General features: G+C 53.7%; 25 protein-coding genes. 6 read left to right on the forward strand and 19 right to left on the reverse strand.

Annotation, left to right across the window (positions count from 1 at the left end; translation table 11 throughout):
- The first annotated feature begins 49 nt into the window (after positions 1-49).
- The 4 genes from yfcG (at position 50) to AAIG39_RS19540 (ending at position 2589) form a co-directional block, all read left to right on the forward strand.
- Complete coding sequence (gene yfcG / locus AAIG39_RS19525) at positions 50-679, forward strand: GSH-dependent disulfide bond oxidoreductase (protein WP_090085224.1); 630 nt, start codon at positions 50-52, stop codon at positions 677-679.
- Between the two features lie 58 nt (positions 680-737).
- Positions 738-1106, forward strand: coding sequence for a dihydroneopterin triphosphate 2'-epimerase (folX, locus tag AAIG39_RS19530; RefSeq protein WP_090085222.1), 369 nt, complete (start codon positions 738-740; stop codon positions 1104-1106).
- A gap of 13 nt (positions 1107-1119) precedes the next feature.
- A complete protein-coding gene (locus tag AAIG39_RS19535; protein ID WP_090085220.1) occupies positions 1120-2025 on the forward strand; it encodes a TIGR01777 family oxidoreductase in 906 nt (301 codons plus the stop codon).
- A gap of 66 nt (positions 2026-2091) precedes the next feature.
- The gene (locus AAIG39_RS19540; RefSeq protein ID WP_090085218.1) at positions 2092-2589 is read left to right on the forward strand and encodes a GNAT family N-acetyltransferase; all 498 of its coding nucleotides are present in this window, start codon (positions 2092-2094) and stop codon (positions 2587-2589) included.
- Positions 2590-2621: 32 nt separating this feature from the next.
- Here AAIG39_RS19540 and AAIG39_RS19545 read toward each other — a convergent pair whose 3' ends face one another.
- The 3 genes from AAIG39_RS19545 to dalD form a co-directional block, all read right to left on the reverse strand.
- On the reverse strand, positions 2622-3896 hold the full coding sequence (locus AAIG39_RS19545) for an MFS transporter (protein WP_343194532.1): 1275 nt from the start codon (positions 3894-3896) through the stop codon (positions 2622-2624).
- 65 nt (positions 3897-3961) lie between these two features.
- Complete coding sequence (xylB, locus tag AAIG39_RS19550; protein WP_343194533.1) at positions 3962-5422, reverse strand: xylulokinase; 1461 nt, start codon at positions 5420-5422, stop codon at positions 3962-3964.
- Positions 5423-5431: 9 nt separating this feature from the next.
- Positions 5432-6829 carry a D-arabinitol 4-dehydrogenase gene (gene dalD, locus AAIG39_RS19555; protein WP_343194534.1) on the reverse strand — a complete coding sequence of 466 codons (1398 nt, stop codon included), beginning with the start codon at positions 6827-6829 and terminating at the stop codon, positions 5432-5434.
- Positions 6830-7029: 200 nt separating this feature from the next.
- On the opposite strand from dalD, the gene AAIG39_RS19560 reads away from it, so the two are divergent.
- Positions 7030-7977, forward strand: a complete 948-nt coding sequence (locus AAIG39_RS19560) for a sugar-binding transcriptional regulator (RefSeq protein ID WP_343194535.1) — start codon at positions 7030-7032, stop codon at positions 7975-7977.
- 32 nt (positions 7978-8009) lie between these two features.
- Here the strand turns inward: AAIG39_RS19560 and hisP are convergent, their stop codons facing one another.
- The 15 genes from hisP to pdxB form a co-directional block, all read right to left on the reverse strand.
- On the reverse strand, positions 8010-8783 hold the full coding sequence (gene hisP / locus AAIG39_RS19565; RefSeq protein ID WP_039079858.1) for a histidine ABC transporter ATP-binding protein HisP: 774 nt from the start codon (positions 8781-8783) through the stop codon (positions 8010-8012).
- A 7-nt stretch (positions 8784-8790) separates the two neighbouring features.
- Entirely contained in the window at positions 8791-9507 is a 717-nt protein-coding gene (hisM, locus tag AAIG39_RS19570) for a histidine ABC transporter permease HisM (RefSeq protein ID WP_090085211.1), read from the reverse strand.
- Positions 9504-10190 (reverse strand): histidine ABC transporter permease HisQ, encoded by a 687-nt coding sequence (locus AAIG39_RS19575; protein WP_039079856.1) that lies wholly within the window; start codon positions 10188-10190, stop codon positions 9504-9506. Before AAIG39_RS19575 ends, hisM begins: the two co-directional genes overlap by 4 nt.
- 82 nt (positions 10191-10272) lie before the next feature.
- Positions 10273-11055 (reverse strand): histidine ABC transporter substrate-binding protein HisJ, encoded by a 783-nt coding sequence (gene hisJ, locus AAIG39_RS19580; protein WP_047369430.1) that lies wholly within the window; start codon positions 11053-11055, stop codon positions 10273-10275.
- 253 nt (positions 11056-11308) lie between these two features.
- Positions 11309-12091 (reverse strand): lysine/arginine/ornithine ABC transporter substrate-binding protein ArgT, encoded by a 783-nt coding sequence (gene argT, locus AAIG39_RS19585; RefSeq protein ID WP_039079854.1) that lies wholly within the window; start codon positions 12089-12091, stop codon positions 11309-11311.
- Positions 12092-12364: 273 nt separating this feature from the next.
- Positions 12365-12946 carry a UbiX family flavin prenyltransferase gene (locus tag AAIG39_RS19590; RefSeq protein WP_090085209.1) on the reverse strand — a complete coding sequence of 194 codons (582 nt, stop codon included), beginning with the start codon at positions 12944-12946 and terminating at the stop codon, positions 12365-12367.
- Between the two features lie 102 nt (positions 12947-13048).
- On the reverse strand, positions 13049-14566 hold the full coding sequence (gene purF / locus AAIG39_RS19595; protein ID WP_090085207.1) for an amidophosphoribosyltransferase: 1518 nt from the start codon (positions 14564-14566) through the stop codon (positions 13049-13051).
- Between the two features lie 35 nt (positions 14567-14601).
- On the reverse strand, positions 14602-15090 hold the full coding sequence (gene cvpA / locus AAIG39_RS19600) for a colicin V production protein (RefSeq protein ID WP_039079851.1): 489 nt from the start codon (positions 15088-15090) through the stop codon (positions 14602-14604).
- Positions 15091-15375: 285 nt separating this feature from the next.
- Positions 15376-16062, reverse strand: coding sequence for a cell division protein DedD (gene dedD, locus AAIG39_RS19605; protein ID WP_090085206.1), 687 nt, complete (start codon positions 16060-16062; stop codon positions 15376-15378).
- A complete protein-coding gene (gene folC / locus AAIG39_RS19610; protein ID WP_343194536.1) occupies positions 16052-17320 on the reverse strand; it encodes a bifunctional tetrahydrofolate synthase/dihydrofolate synthase in 1269 nt (422 codons plus the stop codon). The genes dedD and folC overlap by 11 nt, the downstream gene beginning before the upstream one ends.
- Before the next feature lie 72 nt (positions 17321-17392).
- Positions 17393-18307, reverse strand: a complete 915-nt coding sequence (accD, locus tag AAIG39_RS19615; RefSeq protein ID WP_090085201.1) for an acetyl-CoA carboxylase, carboxyltransferase subunit beta — start codon at positions 18305-18307, stop codon at positions 17393-17395.
- A 103-nt stretch (positions 18308-18410) separates the two neighbouring features.
- Complete coding sequence (locus AAIG39_RS19620; RefSeq protein WP_090085199.1) at positions 18411-19070, reverse strand: DedA family protein; 660 nt, start codon at positions 19068-19070, stop codon at positions 18411-18413.
- A gap of 26 nt (positions 19071-19096) precedes the next feature.
- The gene (truA, locus tag AAIG39_RS19625) at positions 19097-19909 is read right to left on the reverse strand and encodes a tRNA pseudouridine(38-40) synthase TruA (protein WP_090085197.1); all 813 of its coding nucleotides are present in this window, start codon (positions 19907-19909) and stop codon (positions 19097-19099) included.
- Positions 19909-20922, reverse strand: a complete 1014-nt coding sequence (locus AAIG39_RS19630) for an aspartate-semialdehyde dehydrogenase (RefSeq protein WP_343194537.1) — start codon at positions 20920-20922, stop codon at positions 19909-19911. Before AAIG39_RS19630 ends, truA begins: the two co-directional genes overlap by 1 nt.
- Before the next feature lie 64 nt (positions 20923-20986).
- A complete protein-coding gene (gene pdxB / locus AAIG39_RS19635) occupies positions 20987-22123 on the reverse strand; it encodes a 4-phosphoerythronate dehydrogenase PdxB (protein WP_343194538.1) in 1137 nt (378 codons plus the stop codon).
- 113 nt (positions 22124-22236) lie between these two features.
- Between pdxB and flk the strand changes: the two genes are divergently transcribed.
- The gene (gene flk, locus AAIG39_RS19640; protein WP_343194562.1) at positions 22237-23244 is read left to right on the forward strand and encodes a flagella biosynthesis regulator Flk; all 1008 of its coding nucleotides are present in this window, start codon (positions 22237-22239) and stop codon (positions 23242-23244) included.
- Between the two features lie 30 nt (positions 23245-23274).
- Here the strand turns inward: flk and AAIG39_RS19645 are convergent, their stop codons facing one another.
- A complete protein-coding gene (locus AAIG39_RS19645; protein WP_090085190.1) occupies positions 23275-24705 on the reverse strand; it encodes a 6-phospho-beta-glucosidase in 1431 nt (476 codons plus the stop codon).
- Positions 24706-24911: the final 206 nt, after the last annotated feature.

Genomic DNA, 24911 nt, shown 5'->3' on the forward strand with positions numbered 1-24911 from the left:
AAGTAACGCCTATACTCAATAAAACCGATATTGCGATACAGGAGAACAAATGATTGATCTCTTTTACGCTCCGACACCAAACGGGCAGAAAATCACGCTTTTCCTTGAAGAAGCTGAGCTGGCCTGGCGGCTTATTCGGGTTGATATCAGCAAAGGCGAGCAATTTCGTCCTGATTTTCTTGCTATTTCTCCCAACAACAAAATCCCGGCGATCATCGACCACGCTCCAGTCGATGGTGGCACCCCCATTAGCTTGTTTGAATCCGGAGCCATTTTGCTCTATCTGGCAGAAAAAACCGGCAAACTACTGAGCGGTGAACTGCGCGAAAGACACACCACCCTGCAATGGCTGTTCTGGCAGGTTAGCGGGCTGGGGCCGATGCTCGGCCAGAACCACCATTTTAACCACTTCGCCCCACAGCCTATCCCTTACGCCATCGAACGCTATCAGGTAGAAACCCAGCGGCTGTATGGCGTAATGAATAAAAGACTTGAGTCGACACCGTGGCTGGCAGGCGAGCATTACAGTATTGCTGATATCTCAGCCTGGCCATGGGTTAATGCCCACCAGCGGCAGCGAATCGCACTGGATAACTACCCGGCGGTGAATAACTGGTTTGAGCGCATTCGCACCCGGCCAGGGACCATAAGTGCGCTGGCAAAAGCACAGCAAATCTAAAAGTCAGTAATGTTTTCCTCGTGTATGATGAGATTGTTATTACTGAGGGAAGCCTGCAATGCCACAACCAGACGCCATTATTCGGATTAAAAATCTGCGCCTGCGCACATTTATCGGTATCAAAGAAGAAGAGGTCACTAACCGTCAGGATATCATTATCAATATCACCATTCATTATCCGGCCGATAAGGCCCGCGTCAGCGAAGATATCAATGACGCGCTAAACTACCGCACTATAACTAAAAGCATAATTCACCATGTCGAGAGTAACCGCTTCTCGTTACTGGAAAAATTAACTCAGGATGTGCTGAATATCGCACGCGAACATCACTGGGTCACTTATGCTGAGGTTGAGATCGATAAACTTCACGCATTGCGTTACGCCGACTCTGTGTCCATGACCATGAGCTGGCGTCGTCAAGCGTAGCCCTGGAGGTTGCATGAAGATTCTGATTACCGGTGGTACAGGCCTGATTGGTCGTTTTCTGATTCCTCGTTTACAAGAGCTGGACCATTCCATCACCGTGGTGACACGCGATCCCGCCAAAGCGCAGCAGACGCTTGGCGATACGGTTACGCTGCTACCGGGTCTGGACGATCTCACGGATCTCAATGATTTCGGCGCCGTCATCAATCTGGCGGGCGAACCGATTGCCGAAAAGCGCTGGACCGATGAGCAAAAACAGCGCCTGTGTGAAAGTCGCTGGAAAATAACCCAGAGACTGGTCGATCTTATCCTTGCCAGCGCGAATCCACCGGAAGTATTTATCTCCGGCTCTGCCGTCGGCTATTACGGAGATACAGGGGATGCGGTAATCACGGAGGACGAGACGCCGCATAACGAATTTACCCACGAACTGTGCGCCCGCTGGGAACAGATCGCCAGCGGTGCGGAAAGTGAACGCACCCGTGTCTGCTTGCTGCGTACAGGCGTTGTGATTGCGCGCAAAGGCGGGGCGATTGCCAAGCTACTGCCGCTCTTTCGCGTCGGCCTTGGCGGCCCGGTCGGCACCGGTCACCAGTACATGTCCTGGATTCATATCGACGATATGGCCAACGGTATCATCTGGTTGCTCAATAACGACCTGCGCGGCCCGTTCAATATGGTTTCGCCCTACCCGGCACGTAACGAACAGTTCGCCCACGCGCTGGGGCATGCGTTGAACCGCCCGGCTGTCATGCACGCTCCTGCCGCCACCGTGCGCCTGATGATGGGCGAATCCGCGGTGCTGGTGCTTGGCGGCCAGCGCGCGTTGCCAAAGCGCCTCGAAGCCTCGGGTTTCGCGTTTCGCTGGTTTGATTTAGAAGAAGCACTTAAGGATGTAGTGACGCCCCCGCCATTATAAGGTGTTTACTCGTGCCATTCCGGTGCTAAGCTAAAACGCTTTGCAACCGGAATGGTGCTCCCTTTCATGATATTGACCACCGAGCGCCTGACGCTCTCCCCATTTACCGAGGACGACTGGCCTTTTTTCCTCGCTCTACGCCAAAGCCAGGACGTCATGCGCTTTATGGGCACCATCGCCAGTGAAGAAGATATCCGCACTCTTTTTATATCCCGCCTGAACGATCGCCAGGCGCGGGTGATTCGCGACAAAAATGGCCAATCCGTGGGTGACATTGGGCTGAGCATCAGTTCGCAAAATCCTCAGGAAGCCGATGTGGGCTATGCCATCGCCCCTTTCGCGCAGGGGAAAGGTTTTGCCAGTGAGGCAGTGAAAGCCCTTCGGGATTACGCCTTTACACACACCTGGGTCACAGCGCTGAACGCATGGGTGCTGGCGGAAAATCAGGGTTCGGTTCGGCTCCTGGAAAAACTCGGGTTTACGCGTACGCAGGTGCTGGAGAAGGGCTATACAATTAACGGTGTGGATTATGACGACTGGGCTTATCGCCTGGAAAAAACGTAATAAGGCGCAGGGACACTGCGCCTTATACCCACTTATACGCTCTGTTCTACCTCTTTCGATGCACGCCCCTGGCGCACGCGTTTTGGCTGCGGCACTTTGATGATAAAGGTCAGTACGCCGGCAAAGATATACAGCCCGGTATAGGCCCAAACCACGCCCACGATATCGAAAAACGGCAGCAAGGCGGAGGCTATCGCCGGGGCGACAAAGTTGCTCATCCCGGCAGAGAGATTGTAGATGGAGACTGCCGCGCCTTTATGATGCGGCTCCAGCGTCGGGAAGACCGCCGTCATCGGCACGAAAGCCGCGACAAAAATACCCAGCATAATCGCCGGTATCAGCGCCACCGCAAAGTTATGCCCGGCATATACCGGCAGGTAATAAAATGTCAGGCTTGAGATTGCCATTCCCAGGCAGCCAAACCAGCGCACCTGGCGGATCCAGCCAATGTATTCCCCGGTGATCCCCCAGAAAATATTGGTGAAAATGGTAACGAAGAAGAACACCGCCCAGATTTGCAGCCATTCAGAGATGCTAAAGCCCAGTCGGTCAACGAACAGCAGTGGCATCACAATCGCAAAACCAAACAGCGACAGCGTATTGATAATACGAATCAGGCAGGCAAAGAAGATGTCACGGTTAGTAAACAGAATGGTCGCCGCGCGGGAAAGCTCGGTCATTTTGTCACGCAGCGGCAAATTCACCCGTGAACGATCTACCGGCACATTACGCAAACTCACGAACGCCACAAGGCCACCGCAACCGACCCAGACGATGGCAAACCACAGCGTCCCCGTTTCACCAAACATCGGAATGGTCAGGCTTGGCAGGTAACTGCCTACCACGCCAATGCCGATGGAATACATGGCCCAGAACCAGCCCGTCGCCGCCGCCAGATTTGGGCGCGGCAGCACCTGAACCAGCATCAGCATGAAAGAGTAGATAAACATCGGATAGGCCAGGCCGCGAATACCATAGAACAGCAGCATCAGCGGATAGTTGCGCATCCCCAGCCCCATAGACATAAACAACGCATGCATAATGACCCACAGGACACAGCCAATGGTCATGGCACGCTGCGGGGTGATGAGTTCTGCCACCACGCCGGATGCCCACGCCGCCAGCGCTGCCGCCAGGCCATAAATCGTAAAGACGGCAGCCGACTGTGCAGGCGAGAAGCCCATGTCGGTTATGTGTTTTGACAAGAAAGCCATTTCAAAGCCATCGCCAGCCATAAAAATGGCGATAGCCACAAATCCCCAGAGCAGTTTTTTCGGTAAGCCAAACCAGTATTCATTAGATTGCATAACAATCTTCCTTTATAAGCCGGGAGATGAGCCCCGGCGAGGGTACAGAGGCCGGGGCTGGAGGTTTAAGGCAGTAACGTGCGCGCTTCCTGTTGCTGCTGATAAAGCAGACGGAACAGCGCCAGCCGCTTCGCCAGCCATTCGCCGCGTTCAGGCTGCGGCGTAAAATGGGTGACTACCGGGGGTTTGAGGCAAACTTTCGCCTCATCGCCGCCATCTGCCAGCCAGGCCAGACGCGCAGCCCCCAGCGCACCGGAGGAACTTGCCGGATGCGTGACCACTGGAATGTTCAGCACATCAGCAATCAGTTGCGCCCAAAGCGGGCTTCGCGCCCCACCGCCGGTCAGGCTGCATCGGGAAATCGAGGCGTTACCCAGTACATTCAGCCCATCACACAGGCCGAAAGTGACCCCTTCAATCACCGCATAACCCAATAGCGCGCGGCTGGTTTCATGGCGCAGATTGAAAAAACTTCCCGCCGCCAGCGGATCGTTATGCGGCGTGCGCTCCCCGGACAGATAAGGCAGGAACACCGGTGCGCGTTTCAGCTCCTCGTCCGTCAGTTGGGCAATCTCGTCCATCAACTGGCTTTCGGTGACCGAAAGCAGATTACAGATCCAACGCAGACAACTGGCGGCGCTCAGCATCACGCTCATCTGGTGCCAACGACCGGGCAGCGCATGGCAGAAAGCATGTACGCCGGATTTCGGGTCAGCCTGTAGCGCATCGTTGACCACGAAAATCACCCCGGAAGTCCCGAGAGAAATAAACGCGTCGCCCGGCGCCACTGCGCCGACGCCCACGGCGGACGTGGCGTTATCACCCCCGCCTCCGGCCACCACCACCGACGAGCTCAGACCCCACTCGGTTGCCAGTGCGGCACGAAGCGTCCCGCTGGACTCGCTGCCTTCCACAAGTGATGGCATCTGGCTACGGTTGAGGTCGGTCATGGCAAGCAGTTCGTCCGACCAGTCGCGTTTTGCCACATCCAGCCACAGGGTGCCAGCCGCGTCGGACGGGTCGCTGACAAACTCACCGGTTAAGCGCCAGCGCAGGTAATCTTTTGGCAGCAGAACTTTTGCCACGCGGCTGAACACTTCCGGTTCGTGGCGGGCCACCCATACCAGCTTCGGCGCGGTAAAACCCGGCATGATCATGTTGCCACTAATAGCCATCATTTCCGGGTGATACTCACTCAGCCAGGCGCATTCGGCAGCGCTGCGGGTGTCATTCCACAAAATGCAGGGACGCAGCACGTTACCGTCGTTATCAAGCAGTACCGCACCGTGCATCTGGCCCGACAGACCAATGGCGCGAATGGCCGCCCACTGTTGCGGATGCTGCTGGCGCAGTTCGGTGACCACGCGGCCACAGGCCTGCCACCAGGCTTGCGGATCCTGTTCTGCCCAGTGCGGATGCGGACGTTGTACGGTCAGCGCAGCATGCGCCGAGGCGACAATCGCGCCATCGCCGTCAATCAGCAATGCTTTTAATTCTGAGGTGCCAATATCAATGCCCAGGTACATAGCGCCCCCTTACACTGCCGCCAGTTGCGATTCAGGTTGTTTTATCCACTGTTCCAGCTCCGCTACGGTACGACGCAGCAGGGTTAAGAAATCGGCGGATTTCGCAAGCCCGGCAAACAACGCTTCGTCTGCCGCCCAGACTGCCAGCGGATCGGGCGCGTTGAAAACGGCGCGTACGGCATCGGGTTGCATCACGCCATCCTGATAGGTATAAGGCAGAGAACCGTCTGCCCAGCGTTTCAGGAACAGGAAGAACAGCGCAGGTAATACGGCGGTCGCAGACGGAGTTTCGCCGCGTTTGTAACATTCGATAAGCGTCGGCGTGACCATTCCCGGAATTTTGGACAGTCCATCAGCGGCGACGCGCTGGTTAGTGTCTTTGATATACGGATTGCTAAAGCGCGCCAGTACCACATCGCGATATTTCGCCAGATCCAGCGGGCTGGGCGTCAGCGAAGGAATGACGTCACGAGAGACATATTCCCAGGCCATCTGGCGAATGGCACTCTGGCGGGTGCTGTCATCAATAAAGCTCAGACCAATCTGCGTCCCCGCCCACGCAATACAGCTGTGGGTAGCGTTAAGAATTCGGATTTTCGCCTCTTCCCAGGGCAATACCGATTCAACCAGCTCAACGCCTACCTTTTCGAGCGCCGGGCGACCATTGATAAAATCATCTTCAATCACCCACTGAATAAAGGATTCCCCCATTACCGGCACCGCGTCTTTAATGCCGGTTGCCGCCAGTACGCGCTCTGCCACATCCGGCGTCGGCCGTGGGGTAATGCGGTCAACCATGGTGTTGGGTGAAGTGGTATTTTTTTCTACCCATTGATGCAACTCGCTTTCACCCTTCGCCTTGAGGAAGGAGAGAAAACCGTGGCGGAAGCGCTCGCCGTTATGCCGCAGGTTATCGCAGTTCAGCAAGGTAACGGGGTCGCCATGCTGCGCAATCCTCTGTTTCAGGATGCGGGTCAGCGCACCGTAAAGAGTGCGAATCCCGCCATTCAGGTCGGCCTGAATATCGGCCTGCTGCTGATCCAGCTCATGTTCTGGCGTCAGGTAATAACCGCTTTCAGTAACTGTAAAGGCGATGACACGTGTTTCGGCATCAGCCCCCTGCTTCACCAGTGCGCTAATTTCACTATCCCATGGCAATACTTTGCGAATTGAGGTGATGGTTTCGTACTCGCGTTCACCCTCCGGCGACACAGTTTCCAGCACATACTTACCGTTTTGCGCGGTAAGATGGTCCAGCAACGTACTGGCGTCATCACGAATATTTCCCAGCGCAATGCTCCAGCGCTCATCACCCTGTTCCATCAGTTTGTGCAGATACCACGCCTGATGAGCACGATGAAACGACCCGGCACCAATATGCATCCACACCGCTTTTTTCTCGGACATAATCATCACCTCAATTTTGAGCATTTGACATTTTATCGGGCTTATGCCCGTTTGTTGTATGTATGTTAGTAGTGAGATGTGAAGGTTTTCTGGGATGAAACTCACGAAAATAGCTTTTGCCCTTAAAAATTACATTTGCCCATTTTTGTGAATGTGACCATTGCGCGTACAATGGCGGCAGAAAATCAGGGGAAGGTGCAATGAACAAAGAAGAGAAAAAACAGGAACTCGCCGCCCGTGCCGCATGGATGTATTACGTGGCGGGATTAACACAGCAGGATATTGCTTCGGCGCTGGGCCTGTCACGCCAGGTGGCGCAACGGCTCATTTCCGGCGCCCGCGAAACCGGGATGGTCACCGTCAATATCAGCCATCCGGTGACCCGTTGCCTGAAACTGGCGCACGACCTGCAAGAAAAATATGACCTCAGCCTGTGCCGCGTCGTGCCATCTGCCGGGCTGGAAGACGATGCCATTCAGCAGATGCTGGCTGTGGAAGGGGCACAGGTGATGGCGCAATTTATCTGTGAAGAGAAACCGCAGGTCTTTGGTGTTGGCTCCGGTAAAACGCTGCGCGCCGTGATTGACGCTCTGCCATCGCTGGAGCGACCGCAGCATCAGTGCGTATCGATGATCGGCGCTATCGCCCGGGATGACTCCGGTACCCGTTATGATGTGCCGCTGAAAATGGCGGAAAAAATGCAGGGTAAGTATTTTTTCATTCCGGCGCCGCTGTATGCCGATAGTCCGGAAGATAAAAATAGCTGGTGCCAGCATCAGATTTATCAACGCGTTGCCGCAAGAGCACTTAACGCGGATGTCACTTTTCTTGGCATTGGCGAGGTGAAACTGGGTTGCCCGCTGAACACTGAGGGGTTTATTACCGACGCCCAGGTCAAAGATCTGGAGACGCAAAATGTGGCGGGCGAAATGCTTGGCCATTTCTTTAACCATGAGGGTGTACGCCTGGATTCTGAGCTGGATGCGATGCTTACCAGCGTGCCGCTCACCAGCCACACGGAACGAAAAGTAGTCGGGTTTGCCGGAGGGGAAAGTAAACTTGCCGCCATTCGCGCCGCCCTGATCGGTGGCTGGGTCAATGGGCTGGTGACAGACGAAGATACCGCGCTGAAACTGCTGGCGGAATAAGCGGCTACCGGCGAGCGCCGGTAGCACCCTGATTATTTGAGTGAACCTTTGAGGAACTGCTGCAGACGCGGGCTTTTCGGATTGCCGAACAGCTCATCCGGCGCACCCTCTTCTTCAATTTTGCCCTGATGCAGGAAAATCACATGAGTGGAAACATGGCGGGCAAAGCCCATTTCATGTGTTACCACCACCATGGTTTTTCCCTCTTCCGCCAGTTGTTGCATGATGCGCAGCACTTCACCCACCAGTTCCGGGTCCAGTGCGGAAGTGGGTTCGTCAAATAACAACACTTCCGGTTCCATTGCCAGCGCACGGGCAATGGAGACGCGCTGCTGCTGGCCGCCAGAGAGATGCACCGGATATTTCGCCTGTTGAACACCGTCAATACCCACTTTCGCCAGGTATTTCACCGCACGCTCCCGGGCCTCCTGTTTGCTAAGACCCAGTACCTGTATTGGCGCTTCCATGACGTTTTCCAGTACCGTCATGTGGCTCCACAGATTGAAATGCTGGAACACCATCGTCAGGCGGGTACGTAACAAACGCAGTTGCTGCTTATCCGCTACCCGCAACTGACCGTCTTTATCGCGCACCAGATTGATATTCTCGCCATTGACGATAATCGTCCCTTCACTTGGCTTCTCAAGGAAGTTTATGCAGCGCAGAAAGGTACTTTTGCCGGAGCCTGAAGAGCCAATAATGCTGATCACATCCCCGGCGTTAGCCTGCAGCGACACCCCTTTCAACACCTCATGCTCGCCGTAGCGTTTATGCAGATCGATAACGTTTAATTTATTGTCAGACATGATGTTCTCAGTGCGTCGAAGAAGGTTTTATATGCTGCAACCAGCGTTTTTCCGCCTTGCGGAACAGGCTAATCAGCACATAAGAGATGATCAAATACAGTACAGCCGCAATACCAAACGCGGTGAACGGCTGATAAGTCGCAGAGTTAATATCGCGGGCGATTTTGAGCAGATCCGGCACCGTCGCGGTAAAAGCCAGCGCGGTAGAGTGGAGCATCAAAATCACTTCGTTGCTATAGGCCGGTAGCGCAATGCGCAGCGCCGATGGCAGGATAATGCAGCGATACATTTTCACCGATGAAAAACCATAAGCACGGGCGGCTTCAATTTCCCCGGCCGGTACCGAACGGATTGCCCCGGCGAAAATTTCCGTAGTATAAGCACAGGTATTAAGCGTTAACGCCAGCACCGTACAATTGAGGCCGCTGCGGAAAAAAGCATTGAGCAGTTCCGTTCCCTTCACAATTTCCAGCGTATACATGCCTGAGTAAAACACCAGCAACTGCACATAGAGCGGCGTACCACGAAAAATGTAAGTGAACAGCCAGATGGGAAATTGAATGTATTTATTGCTGGAGACGCGACCAATAGCCAGAAACACCGCCATTACTCCGCCCATCACCACCGAAGAAATCAACAACCACAGGGTAATAGCCACCCCGGTGAAGCGGTAGCCATCGGTCCACAACAGCGATTTCCAGTACTCCTGAATAATCTCGATCACAGGTCAGCCCTCTTCACACCTACGGAGTAGCGACGTTCGAGAAGAAGCAGTACGCCATTAGAAACGGTGGTAAACACCAGATAAATCAGGCCGCACACGACGGCAAAATAGAACGGCTCCCAGGTACTTTTCCCCGCGAGCTGCGTGGCTTTCACCACATCTTCCAGCCCCAGTAACGACACTAACGCTGTCGCTTTGAGAATGACCTGCCAGTTATTGCCAATCCCCGGCAATGCGAAGCGCATCATGGCCGGAAACAAAATGCGGCGAAAGGTCTGCGAGTTGGTGAAACCAAACGCGGTGGCAGCCTCGATATGCCCTTTCGGCACCGCCATATAAGCGCCACGGAAGGTTTCGGTAAAATAGGCACCATAAATAAACCCGAGGGTAATAATACCCGCCACCATCGGATCAATATCGAGTTGCTCCATTCCCATCGCATCGGTCAGCGTGTTAAGAGCTATTTGCAATCCGTAAAAAATCAGCAGCATCAGCACCAGATCGGGCACGCCGCGAATCAATGTGGTGTAGCCTTCAAAAACCAGCGCTAACGGACGGTTTTTAGAGAGCTTTGCGCCCGCACCGGCCAGGCCAATCAGCACCGCCAGCACCACGGAACTGATAGCCAGTTCCAGCGTGACGAGGGCACCATGAAAGATAACTTGAGAAAAACCATACAGCATGCAGCCTGTCCTGTCGTATTCGTGTCTGCCGCGTCTCTTCCCCTTCCGGGCGGAAGGGGTCGCACGTTAAACACGCGTGGAATTAACCACCATAAACATCAAAATCAAAGTACTTTTTCGCCAGTTTTTCGTAAGTCCCGTCTGCACGCATTTCCGCGAACGCTTTATTCAGCGCTTCACGCAGTTCGTTATCGTCTTTACGAATACCCATGCCGGTGCCGACGCCAAACAGCTTCTCGTCTTTAATGGACGGACCGCCAAATTTGTAGTCTTTACCCATCGCCGTTTTCAGGAAACCTTCGCTGGCGGCCACTTCATCCTGGAACGCAGCATCAATACGGCCTGCGGTCAGATCAGAATAGATATTGTCCTGCCCCTGGTAGGAGACGATTTCAATACCCTGCGGCGCCCAGTGAACGTTACCGTATGTTTCCTGCGTGGTGCCCTGCAATACGCCAATGCGTTTGCCTTTCAGCTTCGCAAGATCGGGAACGATATCAGAGTCTTTCGCCACGACCAGACGAGAATCCGCTGCATACAGCTTGTCGGTGAACGAAATTTCCTGTTGGCGTTTTTCAGTAATTGAGAGAGATGACATGATGGCGTCGATTTTTTTCGCTTTAAGCGAAGGAATCAGCGCATCCAGTGGGTTTTCAATAAAGACACACTGGGTTTTGATACGCGTGCACAGCTCTTTCGCCAGATCGATGTCAAAACCAACCAATTCGCCCTGCGAATTCTTCGATTCAAAAGGAGCATAAGTTGGGTCAGTACCGATGCGGAGTTTTTGCGGAATAGCTGCGAATGCGCCTGAAACGCTGGAGATAGCGAGCACCAGAGAAAGTGATAACACCAATTTTTTCATAATTATCCTCAACAGACTGTCTTTCCTAAGGGATTTATTAGAAGAATACGGTGTCGCTATCGTGCCATTATATGGCACGGCAAGGCAAAGCATTCTGCCCGCCCGCCGGCATTTTTTGCATGGTTTTTGCTTAACTATGCATCGTTGCGCCATTTTAGTGCATCACGCGCACTAACTTGCAACATCACACGTATCGATGCACCATCCTGGAAAACCAAAATGGCGCATCGTTTTATCCCTACAAACAGCTGCTTTACTCGCCGTAGACGTTAAAGTCGAAATATTTTTTCGCGAGCTTATCGTAAGTACCGTCTTTACGAATTTCAGCAAAGGCTTTGTCGAAAGCCGCTTTCAACTCAGTATCGTCTTTACGCAGACCGATCCCGGTACCATCGCCGAAATATTTCTTATCTTTAACGGACGGGCCGGCGAACGCAAAATCTTTACCGGCAGGCTGTTTCAGAAAACCTTCGCTGGCAGCCACTTCATCCTGGAATGCAGCGTCCAGACGGCCTGCGGCCAGATCAGAGTAAATCAGATCCTGGTTCTGGTAGGCCACCACATCGATACCTTTAGTGCGCCAGTTGTCGTTCGCATAACCTTCTTGCGTAGACCCCTGCAGTACCCCTACGTGTTTGCCTTTCAGGGAGTCCAGCGTTGGCACGATCGGCGAGCCTTTTTTGGCAATCAGACGGGAGTCAGCGGCGTAGAGTTTGTCGGAGAAAGCAATCTCCTGCTGACGTTTTTCCGTAATAGAGAGGGAGGAGATGATAGCGTCAATTTTCTTCGCTTTCAGGGACGGGATAAGCGCGTCGAAGTCGCTGCCAACCCAGGTACATTTGACCTTGATGCGGGTACACATCTCATTACCGAGATCGATGTCAAAACCGACAAAATTCCCTTTCGCATCTTTGGAAGAGAAAGGTGCGTATGTCGCATCAGTACCGATACGTACTGTCTGGGGAAGCGCTGCGTAAACACTGGATGCCGCGGACAGGCCCAGCAGTAAAGACAGAGCAATAACCGTCTTCTTCATACATTACCCTCAAGTATTCTGATTTTATTTTGTGCTGCGTTGTGTTGTGTGTTGCTACGAGTTTACTTGCATGTCTTATGCCAGATTTTTAGCGCTGAAAAACAACAGCGTTAAATTTGTTAATAAAACGTTGCAAATTGCCCTTAATGGTGAAAGATAGCAGGTCCGCCGAACGAACCAGAGTGTTAAAAGGGGAAAAAAGGAATTAAATGTTGAGGATATGATCGCGATTGCAAAAACGCCCTGAAAAAGGGCATCGGGCAATGATGTGCACTATCTGGAGGCATTCCCTCCTTGCCAGCGGATAAATAAATCTTCCGGCAGAGTGATATCGAACTGATCCAGTACGCGATTCACGGTCTGGTTAATGATGTCATCCAGCGTTTTCGGCGCATGATAAAACGCAGGGACCGGCGGCATGATAATGGCTCCCAGTTCTGCCGCCTGTGTCATCAACCGCAGATGCCCTAAATGCAATGGCGTTTCACGCACGCATAGCACCAGCGGGCGACGCTCCTTTAACACCACATCCGCCGCACGCGTCAGCAGTCCGTCGGTATAGCTATGCACGATTCCTGAGAGCGTTTTTATTGAGCAGGGCAACACCACCATGCCCGCAGTCTTAAATGAGCCGGAAGAGATGTTAGCGGCAATATCACGGGCGTCATGCACTACATCCGCCATAGACTGAACGTCACGCAGGGAAAAATCGGTTTCGAGAGAGAGGGTCTGACGCGCGGCCGGGCTCATCACCAGATGGGTTTCAATATCCGCCACGTCGCGTAATACCTGCAACAAGCGCACACCGTAAATCGCGCCGCTGGCCCCTGAGATCCCAACAATGAGTCGTTTCATATCCGTCGCCTTTATCTATACTGAGGCAGACTTTGCCGGATTATGCCAGCCGTTGCAACTGATGAGCGCCCCCTCCGGACGGAGAGGGCGAAAACGGGTCAATTACCCTTCGTTGTGCATCTCTAAGTTTTCCACTTCGTTCTGACGCTGTACCGCTTTGGCATCGTCATTACGCAGGGAATCGAGATAATCGAGATACTGCTGGTTAACGTCTTTGGTGACATACACGCCGTTAAATACCGAGCATTCGAACTGCTGGATATCCGGGTTTTCCGCGCGTACGGCGTCGATCAGATCATTCAGGTCCTGGAAAATCAGGCCATCAGCGCCGATGATCTGGCGAATCTCATCCACTTCACGGCCATGTGCAATCAGTTCGTTTGCGGTCGGCATGTCAATGCCATAGACGTTCGGGAAACGAATTTCCGGCGCCGCAGAGGCGAGGTACACTTTCTTCGCTCCGGCTTCACGGGCCATCTCGATAATCTGCTCAGAGGTGGTACCACGCACGATGGAATCATCCACCAGCAGCACGTTTTTATCGCGGAATTCAGCGCGATTCGCGTTCAGCTTACGGCGGACAGATTTACGACGCAGTTGCTGACCCGGCATGATAAAGGTACGGCCAACGTAGCGATTTTTCACAAAACCCTGGCGATACGGCTTGCCAAGAATACGGGCGATTTCCAGCGCGATATCGCAGGAGGTTTCCGGGATTGGAATAACCACGTCGATATCCAGATCTTCCCATTCACGCGCAATCTTCTCGCCAAGCTTCGTGCCCATATTAACGCGAGCGCTGTAGACGGAGATTTTGTCGATGAAGGAGTCGGGGCGCGCAAAATAGACGTATTCGAACAGGCACGGGTTGCTGACCGGATTATCCGCGCACTGGCGGGTAAATAGCTGGCCTTTTTCGGTAATGTAAACAGCTTCACCCGGCGCGATATCACGCAGGAATTCAAAGCCCAGCGTATCAAGTGCCACGCTTTCAGACGCCACCATATATTCAGTGCGGCCGTCGCCAATATCGCGTTTGCCCAGTACCAGAGGACGAATACCGTTCGGGTCGCGGAAAGCAACCATGCCGTGACCGATGATCATCGCAACGCACGCATACGCGCCACGAATCTGGCGGTTGGTCGCGGCGACTGCGGCAAAAATGTTGTCTGCTTCCAGCGGATAATGGCGGAAGTTATCCAGCTCGCTGGCGAAAATGTTCAGCAGGATTTCTGAATCAGACGTGGTGTTGATGTGGCGGCGTTTTTCTTCAAACAGCTTTTTGCGCAGCTCGTGGGCATTGGTCAGGTTGCCGTTGTGGGCAAGCGTGATGCCGTAAGGGGAGTTAACGTAAAAAGGCTGAGCCTCGGAGGCGCTGGAGCTGCCAGCGGTTGGGTAACGCACATGGCCGATACCCATGTTGCCCTGAAGACGCTGCATATGGCGGGCTTCGAAAACATCGTTGACCAGGCCATTTGCTTTGCGCAGACGGAAACAATTATTTGCATCGATCGTGATGATGCCAGCGGCATCCTGTCCACGGTGCTGAAGCACCGATAACGCGTCATAAATCGACTGGTTGACCGGCATAACACCGGCGATACCGACAATACCGCACATACGTCTTTTCCTCGTTAAGCCACATCTCAGAGCGATTACGCTCTGGGCAAGAAACTTGACGAACTTTGCAGATAGTCAAAGAACCATCTGATGATGAAACTGAATTGCGGGATAAGCTGCGACTTCTGCCAGTCTTCGCTTTTTGACAGGCCCGTAAAGGTATCGAGAAAGAACAGAATGGCGGCGACGATTAGCACCCCGCGTAGCGCGCCAAAACAGATCCCCAACACCCTGTCTGTACCCGACAGGCCGGTTTTCTCCACAAGTTGACCTATCACGTAATTGACGATAGCGCCAACAATCAGCGTCGCGATGAACAAGATGGCGATGGATATCCCATTGCGAACCAGTTCATCTTCAAAGCCCGTAAACCAGACTGACAGGTAAGTGTAGTAATGACTGGCAACAAAGAAAGCACAACCCCATGTCACCAGTGATAACGCTTCACGAACAAAGCCGCGGATGAGGCTAACCAGACAGGAAAAACCAATCACCGCGATGATGGCGTAATCAATCCAGACCATATGTGTCCCACGATTTACGCCCTGTCGTCCAGTTCGGGGCGCATTCTAACAGAAAAAGAAAACGTTTGCGTAGGGATTTCCTTCCCGCGCGTAAATAAAAATGGCGCTGAAAAAATATTCAACGCCATCGAATCTTTAGCCTCTTCGGGCGTGTTTTATTCGTCTCAAAAACTCAGCCTCCCTTCCCGGCAACCCTCTCCCTGCCAGAGCGAGAAGCTCGATCCGATACTACTTTTCACCCTCTCCCCTGTGGAGAGAGGGACGAAATGAGGGGAAAAACGCACACTAATTCGCGCTATAACCCATTACCACGCCGCTCAAGCCTGACAGCTGCTTAAGCTCCTCAAGCGACCCTTTGAGTTTATCTTTCGATGCGTCCGGGCCGACCAGGATGCGGGTGATTTTACCCTGTACTGGCGTGGTTGGCGCAGTATAAACACGATAGCCTGCGCCGCGCAGTTTACCGACAATCTCGTTAACTTTATCGGCGTTCTTAAGCGCACCCAGTTGCACTACCCAGGCTTTACCCACTGGCGTCGATTTATCCGCCGCAGGCGGCTGTTCCGCAGGCGGGGTTGCCGCCACCTGTTCTGCCGGTTTCTGTGGTTGTGGCTTCGGCTTCTCAACCGGCTTTGGCTGTTCAGCCTGCTTCGGCGCTACGGGTTGCGCCGTGACATCCGGCGTCGTCGCCCCACTGACAGCCCGACGTGACGCATCCAGCGACGGCGCTGCCGCATCGCCAGCCTGCACCTCTTCCGCAGCCCCTTCCGGCGGCTGTGCCGGGAGCGCCTGCGTGGCCGCAGGCATCATATCCGGCTCATCGCGATCCCCCGGTTTGGGCACCAGAGGAATGGCGGCGAACTCATCCTGATAATGTTTTTTTTGCCCGTCCAGCAGCCCGGGAAGAATAATGACCCCGAGCGCAACCAGCACAATGGTTCCCATCAAACGGTTCTGAAACTTACTTGCCACCGGTTCTCCCCGCTTCCATCGCTTCCATGACATGTGCCACCGTATGGAATGAACCACACACCAGCACGGTATCTTCTGCTGTGGCCTCCGCCATCGCTGCCTGCCAGGCCTGCGCAACGTCCTGACAGGCCTTCCCTTGCGGTAAGTGCGCCATCAATTGTTCTGCCGTCGCACCGCGTGGCCCCTCCAGAGGGGCACAATACCAGCTATCGACCACAGGCTCCAGACAGGCGAGCGTTCCGGCGATGTCTTTATCATGCAGCATGCCGATGACCGCCAGCACGCGGCCACGCTCAGGCTCTGCCGCCAGCCGCCCGGCAAGGTAAGCCGCCGCATGAGGATTATGCGCCACATCCAGAATAAGACGCGGGTTATGTCGCACAATCTGGAAGCGGCCAGGCAGAATCGCCGAGGCGATGCCGTCACGGATAGCCTGCTCGCTCACCGCCAGCCCGCTGGCCCGCAGTGCCGCAAGTGCGGTCGCGGCATTAGGCTGCGGCACCTGCGGCAACGGTAAACCTGTCAGTTCACCCTTGCCGTCGCGAAAACGCCACTGCCCCTGCTCTACTTCATACTGCCAGTCCACGCCACGACGCAGCAGCAGAGCACCTTTTTCTGCGGCCACGTCGCCAATGGTGTATGGCATATCACTTTCGCCGACCACCGCGGGTTTACCGCCACGGAAGATGCCCGCTTTTTCGCGACCGATACTTTCTCTGTCTGGTCCCAGCCAGTCGGTATGATCGAGTGCAATGCTGGTCACCACGGCGACATCTGCATCAACCATATTGGTGGCGTCAAGACGCCCGCCCAGTCCCACTTCGAGGATAACGACATCCAGCTTCGCCTGTTTAAACAACCACAGCGCCGACAGCGTACCGTATTCAAAATAGGTTAATGAGGTTTCACCGCGCACGGCTTCAATTTCTGCAAAAGAACGCGTGTGGTCGGACTCCGACAGCTCCTCGCCCTGCACGCGAACCCGCTCGGTATAGCGGATAAGATGCGGCGAACTGTAGACACCCACACGATAACCAGCTGCAAGGAGAATAGATTCGAGAGTTCGGCAAGTCGTGCCTTTGCCATTGGTTCCCGCAACGGTAAAGACAAACGGCGCCGGTCGCAAAACGTCCAGACGCGCGGCAACCTGGCTTACGCGCTCAAGTCCCAGGTCAATGGTTTTGCTGTGCAGGTTTTCCAGATAAGAAAGCCACGCGGCCAGGGGCGACGTGGCTTGCAAAATGCGTTTATTTTCCATGATGCCCGTAGGATGTTCGACGATGTAAAAAGCAAAAGGGCAGCGCCGTGATGGCCCTGCCCTTCGGTATTATCAGGCCTCTGTTTCCTGATCGGGCACCGGGGGCACCACCACGCTTTCACGCGGAGCATCCGGGTTCGGTGCTGGCTGATTGGTCAGTTTCGCCAGAATGCTGGCCAGTTTCAGGCGCATTTCCGGACGACGAACGATCATATCGATCGCCCCTTTTTCAATCAGGAATTCACTGCGCTGGAATCCCGGCGGCAGTTTTTCACGCACGGTCTGTTCAATAACGCGCGGACCGGCAAAACCAATGAGTGCTTTCGGCTCGGCAATATTCAGATCGCCCAGCATCGCGAAGCTCGCGGAAACACCACCCATGGTAGGGTCAGTCAAAACAGAGATATACGGCAGGCCGCGCTCTTGCATCTTCGCCAGCGCTGCGGAGGTTTTCGCCATCTGCATCAGCGACATCAGCGCTTCCTGCATACGTGCGCCACCCGAGGCGGAGAAACAGATCAGCGGGCAGTTATCTTCCAGTGCCTGCTCAACGGCACGGACAAAACGTGCTCCCACTACAGAGCCCATTGAGCCGCCCATAAAGGCGAATTCGAACGCTGCCGCGACAACCGGCATGCCATGCAGCGTGCCTTTCATTACCACCAGCGCATCTTTTTCGCCGGTCTCTTTCTGTGCCGTCGCCAGACGGTCTTTGTATTTTTTGGAGTCACGGAACTTGAGCACATCTTTCGGCTCAAGTTCGCTACCCAGTTCCACCAGTGAACCTTCATCCAGCAATGTATGCAGGCGGTTACGCGCAGTCATGCGCATATGGTGGTCACACTTCGGGCAGACCTCAAGGTTACGCTCCAGCTCGGCACGATACAGTACCTGGCCGCAGCTATCGCATTTCGTCCACACACCCTCAGGGATGCTCGCCTTGCGGGTGGGGGTAATATTGCTTTTGATTCGTTCAATCCAGCTCATTGATAACCTTTATACATGAACCTGGTAGCCCATAAATGGGGCACATTAAAACATAACAGTTCGCAACTTGGGATAAAAAAGTGGTCGAACCGCCATAGACATCTTATTTTCCCTGTCGCGCTGCTGCACGACGGTGGCGAATGATCTCAATCACACCAGGAAGTATAGACACCACGATAATCGCGACAATCAGTAACTTAAGATTTTCCTGCACCATGGGCAACGTGCCGAAGAAGTAGCCAGCATAAGTAAACAGTAGCACCCATAACAGCGCCCCGATCACGTTGAACGCCGCGAAATGGCGATAGGACATATGCCCCATCCCGGCAACGAAAGGCGCAAACGTCCGCACAATAGGGATAAAGCGGGCAAGAATAATGGTTTTGCCACCGTGTTTCTCATAAAACTGATGAGTTTTATCGAGATAGCTGCGACGGAACACTTTCGAGTTTGGGTTGCTAAAGAGCTTGTCACCAAACAAACGCCCTATCGTGTAATTCACCGCATCGCCGAGAATGGCCGCAACAAGCATCAGCATCACCATAACGTGAACGTTGATGTCGTTCGCTGGTAGTGAAGCCAGCGCGCCCGCGACAAACAGCAGTGAATCCCCCGGTAAGAACGGCGTGACCACCAGACCGGTTTCGCAGAACAAAATCACAAAGAGGATCGCGTAAACCCAGATGCCGTATTGCGCGACCAGTTCCGCCAGATGAACATCAATGTGCAGAATAAAATCAATAAGAAAGCGAATTACGTCCATATTGTCTATGCCCTGGTTGATTGCGACTAGTCCGCGAGAAACAGCGGACCCATTGGCGTGCGTGGCAAGTTGAAACGGTCCGGATAATCCACCGAAACCAGATACAACCCTTCTGCTCTCGCCGTTGCTGCCGCCAGCGTTCTATCCTTAGCCGCCAGTAGCTCTGCTATCCAGCTCTCCGGCTGGTTGTTGGCACCCACTTCCATCAGGCTACCGACAATATTTCTTACCATATGATGTACAAAGGCATTAGCTTTGATATCCACCACCACATAAGCACCGTAACGCTGAACGTTAATGTGCATCATGTTGCGCCACGGCGTGCGCGACTGGCACTGTACTGCACGAAATGAGGTAAAGTCATTTTCACCCAGCAGACACTGCGCCGCACGCTGCATACGCTGTGCATCAAGGGGCAGATGGTAATGCGTAACCCCCTGGTTCAGTACCGCCGGGCGTAAACGATGATTGTAAATAACATAGCGATAACGACGCGCCGTCGCGCTAAATCGCGCATGGAAATCATCGGGCACATCTTTCACCCAACGTACCGCAATGTCTCCAGGTAAATTCGCATTTACGCCCAGTGTCCAGGCCGCGTCTTTACGTACCGCGCGGGTCTCAAAATGGACCACCTGCCCTGTGGCATGCACACCTGCGTCGGTACGCCCGGCACAAAAAACCGTCACCGGCTCATTGGCGACCTGCGACAACGCTTTTTCCAGCTTTTCCTGCACGCTGCGTACTTCTTGCTGACGCTGCCAGCCGTAATATTTACTGCCGTCGTACTCAATGCCAAGCGCAATTTTCAGCAGCGGTTGTTCCACAACGTCTGACATTAGTACAGGTACTCCTGTACCAGTTTTTCGGCAATTTTCACTGCCATAAGCGCCCCACCAAAACGTACGTTATCGGCCACTGACCAGAACTGAATCTGTTCAGGCAAGCCATAATCGTTGCGCACGCAACTGACTGAAAGATGCGCGCTACCAGACGCATCACCAACCTGGGTCGGGAAATCATTCTCTTCGGACAGCACAATATCCTCGCCGCGGGCAAACGCATCACGGGCCTCTTCTGCCGCCAGTGGACGCAGCGCTTCGAAGCTGACCATCTGCGCGTGACCATAAAATACCGGCGCACGGACGCAGTTCGCGGAGATCATCAGCCCGTCGTCCTGCAAAATTTTCCGTACCTGATCCACCAGACGACGCTCTTCCGGTACGGCACCTTCCCGGTCCGGCAGAATGGGCAGCATGTTGAATGCCAGTTGACGGCCAAAGAAGTCGTCTTCATCAATAGGTATGCCATTAAGCAATTTCGCACTCTGCCCGGCAAGGGCGTCCACCGCCTGTTTGCCTTGCGCCGACACGGAGAGCAGACTGGTCACGCCAATACGCGACAGGCCGCCTTCGTCGATCAGCGGTTTTAGCGCGGTCAACAACTGGCTGGTAAGGCTATCCGGCACGGCAATGACATTACGATTGCGGTAATCCGCCAGTACAAACGGGTTCACCTCTGGCACAACCAGCGGCACATCCGGCTCCAGCGCGAACAGACCGCTGGTATCAATCACCAGACATCCGGCGTTAGTGGCTTCTTCAATATTCTCGGCAGATGCCTGCGCACCGGCGACAAAGAACGCCAGTTGCGCCTGCGTCCAGTCAAATTCTGCAACATCCTGCACGCGTATGGTTTTTCCGCCAAACCGCAGCGTCTCGCCAGCGCTTTCATTACGCGCCAGCGCATACAAATCGCCCACCGGAAACTCACGCTCCGCAAGCGTTTCGAGTAAGGCTTCTCCGACAGCGCCCGTCGCGCCCAGTACGGCAATATTCCAGCCTTCAGACATGGTGATTTACTCCAGAAAAAAAGCGTACCCGCCGGAGTATCCGGCAGGTAGCATTAAGATGACATTAACGAATTGGGTGATGGACAGCGTTGAAACCCAGCTTTTGCAGCAGTGTAGCCGCCTGGTCGTCATCACACTGCACATACAGCGATGACCATTCCCGACGCTCAAGATAATTTTTACGCAGCTTATCGAACTCACCCGGGATGCCCGCCACTTTTCGCAGCAGCGCATCGTCGCGGCGCACATCATACACCAAATGAATGAGTCTTTTCAGGATCGACTGATCGAGCGGACCGTGAAGGGTAATGCGGCCGAACTCCGGCGCAGGCAGCAAAGTGTCCAGCGCAACCTGCTGACGCTTACCGATAAAATCGCTAAACGCTTCGAATACCTGTGTGGTGCCACGCGCTTTCCCTTCCAGGGTATACCCGGCAATATGCGCCGTACCGATATCCACCTTTTCCAGAAGCGCCACATCGAGATCCGGCTCTGGTTCCCAGACGTCAAGAATAACGCTAAGCGGCTGACCAGCCTCCAGACGGCGTAACAGGGCGGCGTTATCCACCACCGGGCCACGGCAGGCATTAATCAGAATAGTGCCGGGTTTCAGCCGGCTAATCACCTCTTCATCCGCCAGATGCCAGCTTTTGTACGGCCCGTCTTTAAACAGCGGCGTGTGGAAGGTCAGCACGTCTGCATCGCGCACCAGATCTTCAAGCGGCAGAAACTCGCCGTCATCGCCCCGGTCAGCACGCGGCGGATCGCACAACAATGTTTTCACGCCCCAGGCTTCAAGACGGACCTGCAGGCGACTGCCCACATTACCTACCCCGACAATCCCGACGGTGCGATCGCGCAGATCGAAACCGTCACGTTCGGCCAACAGCATCAGGGAAGAGAAAACATATTCAACAACCGCAATGGCATTACATCCCGGTGCGGCAGAGAAACCAATCCCCGCCTGCTGTAACCATTGCTCATCAACGTGATCGGTACCCGCCGTTGCCGTCCCCACGAACTTAATCGGCGTACCGCTGAGCAGCGCTTCATTAACCTTCGTCACAGAACGCACCATCAGCGCGTCCGCATCAGCCAGTTCCGCTGCCGGAATGGGACGACCAGGCACAGCTTTTACCTCACCCAGACGACGGAACAAATCGCCAGCATAGGGCATATTTTCATCAACAAGGATTTTCACGTTACAGTACCGGTTAGAGAACGGGAGTTAAGCTGTTAAGTGTGCCATAATCTCGCAGCCAGGCATACCTGCAATGCCGCTACACGACGTGCGAGACCCAGAGGATTTCCATGATGCAACCCATTCAGGGCACGCCCGCGCGCCCTCCGGGGCAAGAGCCTACGCCCCCTACTTTGGCCGCCGGAGAGCAGCCCTTATCGACAATCCAGCGCACCGTGCTGGAGCGGTTGATTACCCGCCTGGTCGCGCTCACGCAACAGCAGAGCGCCGAAGTCTGGGCCGGGGTTAAACATGATTTGGGTCTGAAAAACGATGCGCCGCTGCTGTCACGCCATTTCCCGGCGGCAGAGCAGAATCTCAACCAGCGTCTGGATACCGCCACGCAGAATCACACCACCCGCCAGGTTATCTCGCAGCTGACTGAATTACTTGGACAGGGGAATAACCGTCAGGCGGTAAGCGACTTTATTCGCCAACAGTTTGGTCAGACGGCGCTGAGCCAGCTTACGCCACAACAGCTTAAAACGGTGTTGACGCTGCTGCAGAACAACCAGATTTCGGTACCTCAGCCCTTGCAACGTCCGGCGACCGATCGCCCTCTGTTGCCTGCTGAGCACAACTCGCTCAACCAGGCGGTGACCAAACTGGCCGCTGCGACGGGTGAATCCGGTAAGCTGATTTGGCAATCAATGATGGAACTCTCCGGCGTGAAAACCGGGGAACTCATCCCGGCAAAACATTTTACTCACCTAATGACCTGGCTGCAGGCGCGCCAGACATTGAGTACCCAGACGTCACCGACGCTGCAAAGTGTGCAAACCGCGCTTAAACAGCCGCTGGATGATGTGGAGTGGCAAACAATCACCGACTATGCCCGACAGAACTGGCAGGTCACCCCGCAAATGGTGCTGACGACGGCGCAAGTACAGGACATTCTCAATCAGGTTTTTTTAAATCGCGCAGAACGGACATCAGGCGTACTGGAAACACGAAATATTCAGCCGATCTACAGCCCGCTCTTCGCCCCGATAATCGAAAGCGTAAAAAACCTCTCAACCCGGCCAGGTCTCTTCCTGGTCGCATTGCTTATTGCCTTCGCTCTTATCTGGCTGGTTATCTGAAAAAATCCCCTCCGATGGAGGGGATTTTCGTTAAAGATTTTCACCGTTACTTTTAATGGTCTGCTGGTACCACCAGAACGATTTCTTACGGCTGCGTTCGAGCGTACCGTTGCCTTCGTTATCCTTATCGACATAGATAAAGCCGTAGCGTTTTTTCATTTCGCCTGTACCCGCAGAAACCAGATCAATACAGCCCCAGGGGGTGTAGCCCATCAAATCCACGCCATCTTCCACCACCGCTTTTTTCATTTCGCGCAGGTGGCTTTGCATATATTCAATGCGGTACTGATCGTTTACCGAACCGTCGCTCTCTTTCTGATCGATAGCGCCGAAGCCGTTCTCCACAATAAACAGCGGCAGTTGATAAAGATCGTAGAAGTAGTTTAGTGAATAACGCAGGCCCACCGGGTCAATTTGCCATCCCCAGTCCGAAGCTTTCACATACGGATTTTTCACCAGACTTTTCGTTTCGTCGTAGTCCAGTTGTGGGTTATCCGCGGTGGCTTTGGTGGCGAAAGACATGTAATAGCTAAAACCAATATAGTCCACGCAGCCCCGTTTCAGGATCTGCAGATCTTCGTCGGTAATATCGAGATTAAAGCCTTTACGGGCAAAGTAATTAAGCAGGTGGCGCGGGTAATAACCGCGAACATGCACATCGGTAAACCAGTAGCGGCGGTGCATCGCCGAGACGGACATCATCATATCATCCGGGTTACAGGTGAGCGGGTAGACCGGACACATGGCAATCATGCAGCCAATCTGGAAATCAGGGTTAATCGCATGCCCCGCTTCCACTGCCAGCGCACTGGCGACAAGCTCATAGTGTGCCGCCTGGTACATCACCGGCTCACGATCTTCACCTTCTTTATATTTAAGGCCAGAGTTGGTAAACGGTGCGAAATCTTCGTGGTAATTGGCCTGATTATTGATTTCGTTGAATGTCATCCAGTATTTCACTTTGCTTTTATAGCGAGTAAATACCGTTTTGGCGAAGCGCACAAAAAAATCAATAAGTTTACGGTTACGCCAGCCACCGTATTCGGTGACCAGGTAATAAGGCATTTCAAAATGCGAGAGCGTAATGACCGGTTCAATATTGTATTTCAGACATTCGTCGAAGAGATCGTCATAAAACTGCAGGCCAGCCTCGTTCGGTTCTAATTCATCACCTTTCGGGAAAATACGTGTCCAGGCAATTGATGTGCGGAAACATTTAAAACCCATTTCCGCAAAGAGTTTGATGTCATCTTTATAACGATGATAAAAGTCGATAGCATCGTGATTTGGGTAATTTTTTCCCGGTAATACGCCATCAGTAATTTCGCGCGGAATGCCATGCGCTCCGGCGGTCATCACGTCGGCTACGCTCACACCTTTGCCGCCTTCCTGCCAGCCGCCTTCAAGCTGATGCGCAGCCACCGCGCCGCCCCACAGAAAATCCGCTTTAAACCCAGGCATACGTCTCTCCTTTCTCTAAAAGTAGTAAAAGAATAACTTACGTACGAAGATAGCCTGACTATAGCAGCAATATAACTGACTGAGAATGTTGCAAAAAATTATATCTCCGGAATATGTTACACCAATAAAACAATATGTTTTTTCTGTGGTCTGGCGCGTGTTTTGAGTTATTTTCCGGAGATAAAGACACCATTCAGAACAATGAG

Source organism: Phytobacter palmae (assembly GCF_039409775.1).
Lineage (GTDB): Bacteria > Pseudomonadota > Gammaproteobacteria > Enterobacterales > Enterobacteriaceae > Phytobacter > Phytobacter palmae.

Excerpts from the sequence above, each read along its gene's own strand:
- cvpA (WP_039079851.1), bottom strand. The coding sequence starts at position 15,090 with ATGGTCTGGATTGATTACGCCATCATCGCGGTGATTGGTTTTTCCTGT.
- argT (WP_039079854.1), bottom strand. The coding sequence starts at position 12,091 with ATGAAGAAGACGGTTATTGCTCTGTCTTTACTGCTGGGCCTGTCCGCG.
- AAIG39_RS19575 (WP_039079856.1), bottom strand. The coding sequence starts at position 10,190 with ATGCTGTATGGTTTTTCTCAAGTTATCTTTCATGGTGCCCTCGTCACG.
- AAIG39_RS19620 (WP_090085199.1), bottom strand. The coding sequence starts at position 19,070 with ATGGACGTAATTCGCTTTCTTATTGATTTTATTCTGCACATTGATGTT.
- yfcG (WP_090085224.1), top strand. The coding sequence starts at position 50 with ATGATTGATCTCTTTTACGCTCCGACACCAAACGGGCAGAAAATCACG.
- AAIG39_RS19590 (WP_090085209.1), bottom strand. The coding sequence starts at position 12,946 with ATGAAACGACTCATTGTTGGGATCTCAGGGGCCAGCGGCGCGATTTAC.
- AAIG39_RS19630 (WP_343194537.1), bottom strand. The coding sequence starts at position 20,922 with ATGTCTGAAGGCTGGAATATTGCCGTACTGGGCGCGACGGGCGCTGTC.
- AAIG39_RS19560 (WP_343194535.1), top strand. The coding sequence starts at position 7,030 with ATGAACAAAGAAGAGAAAAAACAGGAACTCGCCGCCCGTGCCGCATGG.
- flk (WP_343194562.1), top strand. The coding sequence starts at position 22,237 with ATGCAACCCATTCAGGGCACGCCCGCGCGCCCTCCGGGGCAAGAGCCT.
- AAIG39_RS19645 (WP_090085190.1), bottom strand. The coding sequence starts at position 24,705 with ATGCCTGGGTTTAAAGCGGATTTTCTGTGGGGCGGCGCGGTGGCTGCG.
- purF (WP_090085207.1), bottom strand. The coding sequence starts at position 14,566 with ATGTGCGGTATTGTCGGTATCGCCGGTGTTATGCCGGTCAACCAGTCG.
- AAIG39_RS19545 (WP_343194532.1), bottom strand. The coding sequence starts at position 3,896 with ATGCAATCTAATGAATACTGGTTTGGCTTACCGAAAAAACTGCTCTGG.
- truA (WP_090085197.1), bottom strand. The coding sequence starts at position 19,909 with ATGTCAGACGTTGTGGAACAACCGCTGCTGAAAATTGCGCTTGGCATT.
- folC (WP_343194536.1), bottom strand. The coding sequence starts at position 17,320 with ATGGAAAATAAACGCATTTTGCAAGCCACGTCGCCCCTGGCCGCGTGG.
- AAIG39_RS19540 (WP_090085218.1), top strand. The coding sequence starts at position 2,092 with ATGATATTGACCACCGAGCGCCTGACGCTCTCCCCATTTACCGAGGAC.
- hisP (WP_039079858.1), bottom strand. The coding sequence starts at position 8,783 with ATGTCTGACAATAAATTAAACGTTATCGATCTGCATAAACGCTACGGC.
- AAIG39_RS19535 (WP_090085220.1), top strand. The coding sequence starts at position 1,120 with ATGAAGATTCTGATTACCGGTGGTACAGGCCTGATTGGTCGTTTTCTG.
- dalD (WP_343194534.1), bottom strand. The coding sequence starts at position 6,829 with ATGTCCGAGAAAAAAGCGGTGTGGATGCATATTGGTGCCGGGTCGTTT.
- xylB (WP_343194533.1), bottom strand. The coding sequence starts at position 5,422 with ATGTACCTGGGCATTGATATTGGCACCTCAGAATTAAAAGCATTGCTG.
- accD (WP_090085201.1), bottom strand. The coding sequence starts at position 18,307 with ATGAGCTGGATTGAACGAATCAAAAGCAATATTACCCCCACCCGCAAG.
- folX (WP_090085222.1), top strand. The coding sequence starts at position 738 with ATGCCACAACCAGACGCCATTATTCGGATTAAAAATCTGCGCCTGCGC.
- hisJ (WP_047369430.1), bottom strand. The coding sequence starts at position 11,055 with ATGAAAAAATTGGTGTTATCACTTTCTCTGGTGCTCGCTATCTCCAGC.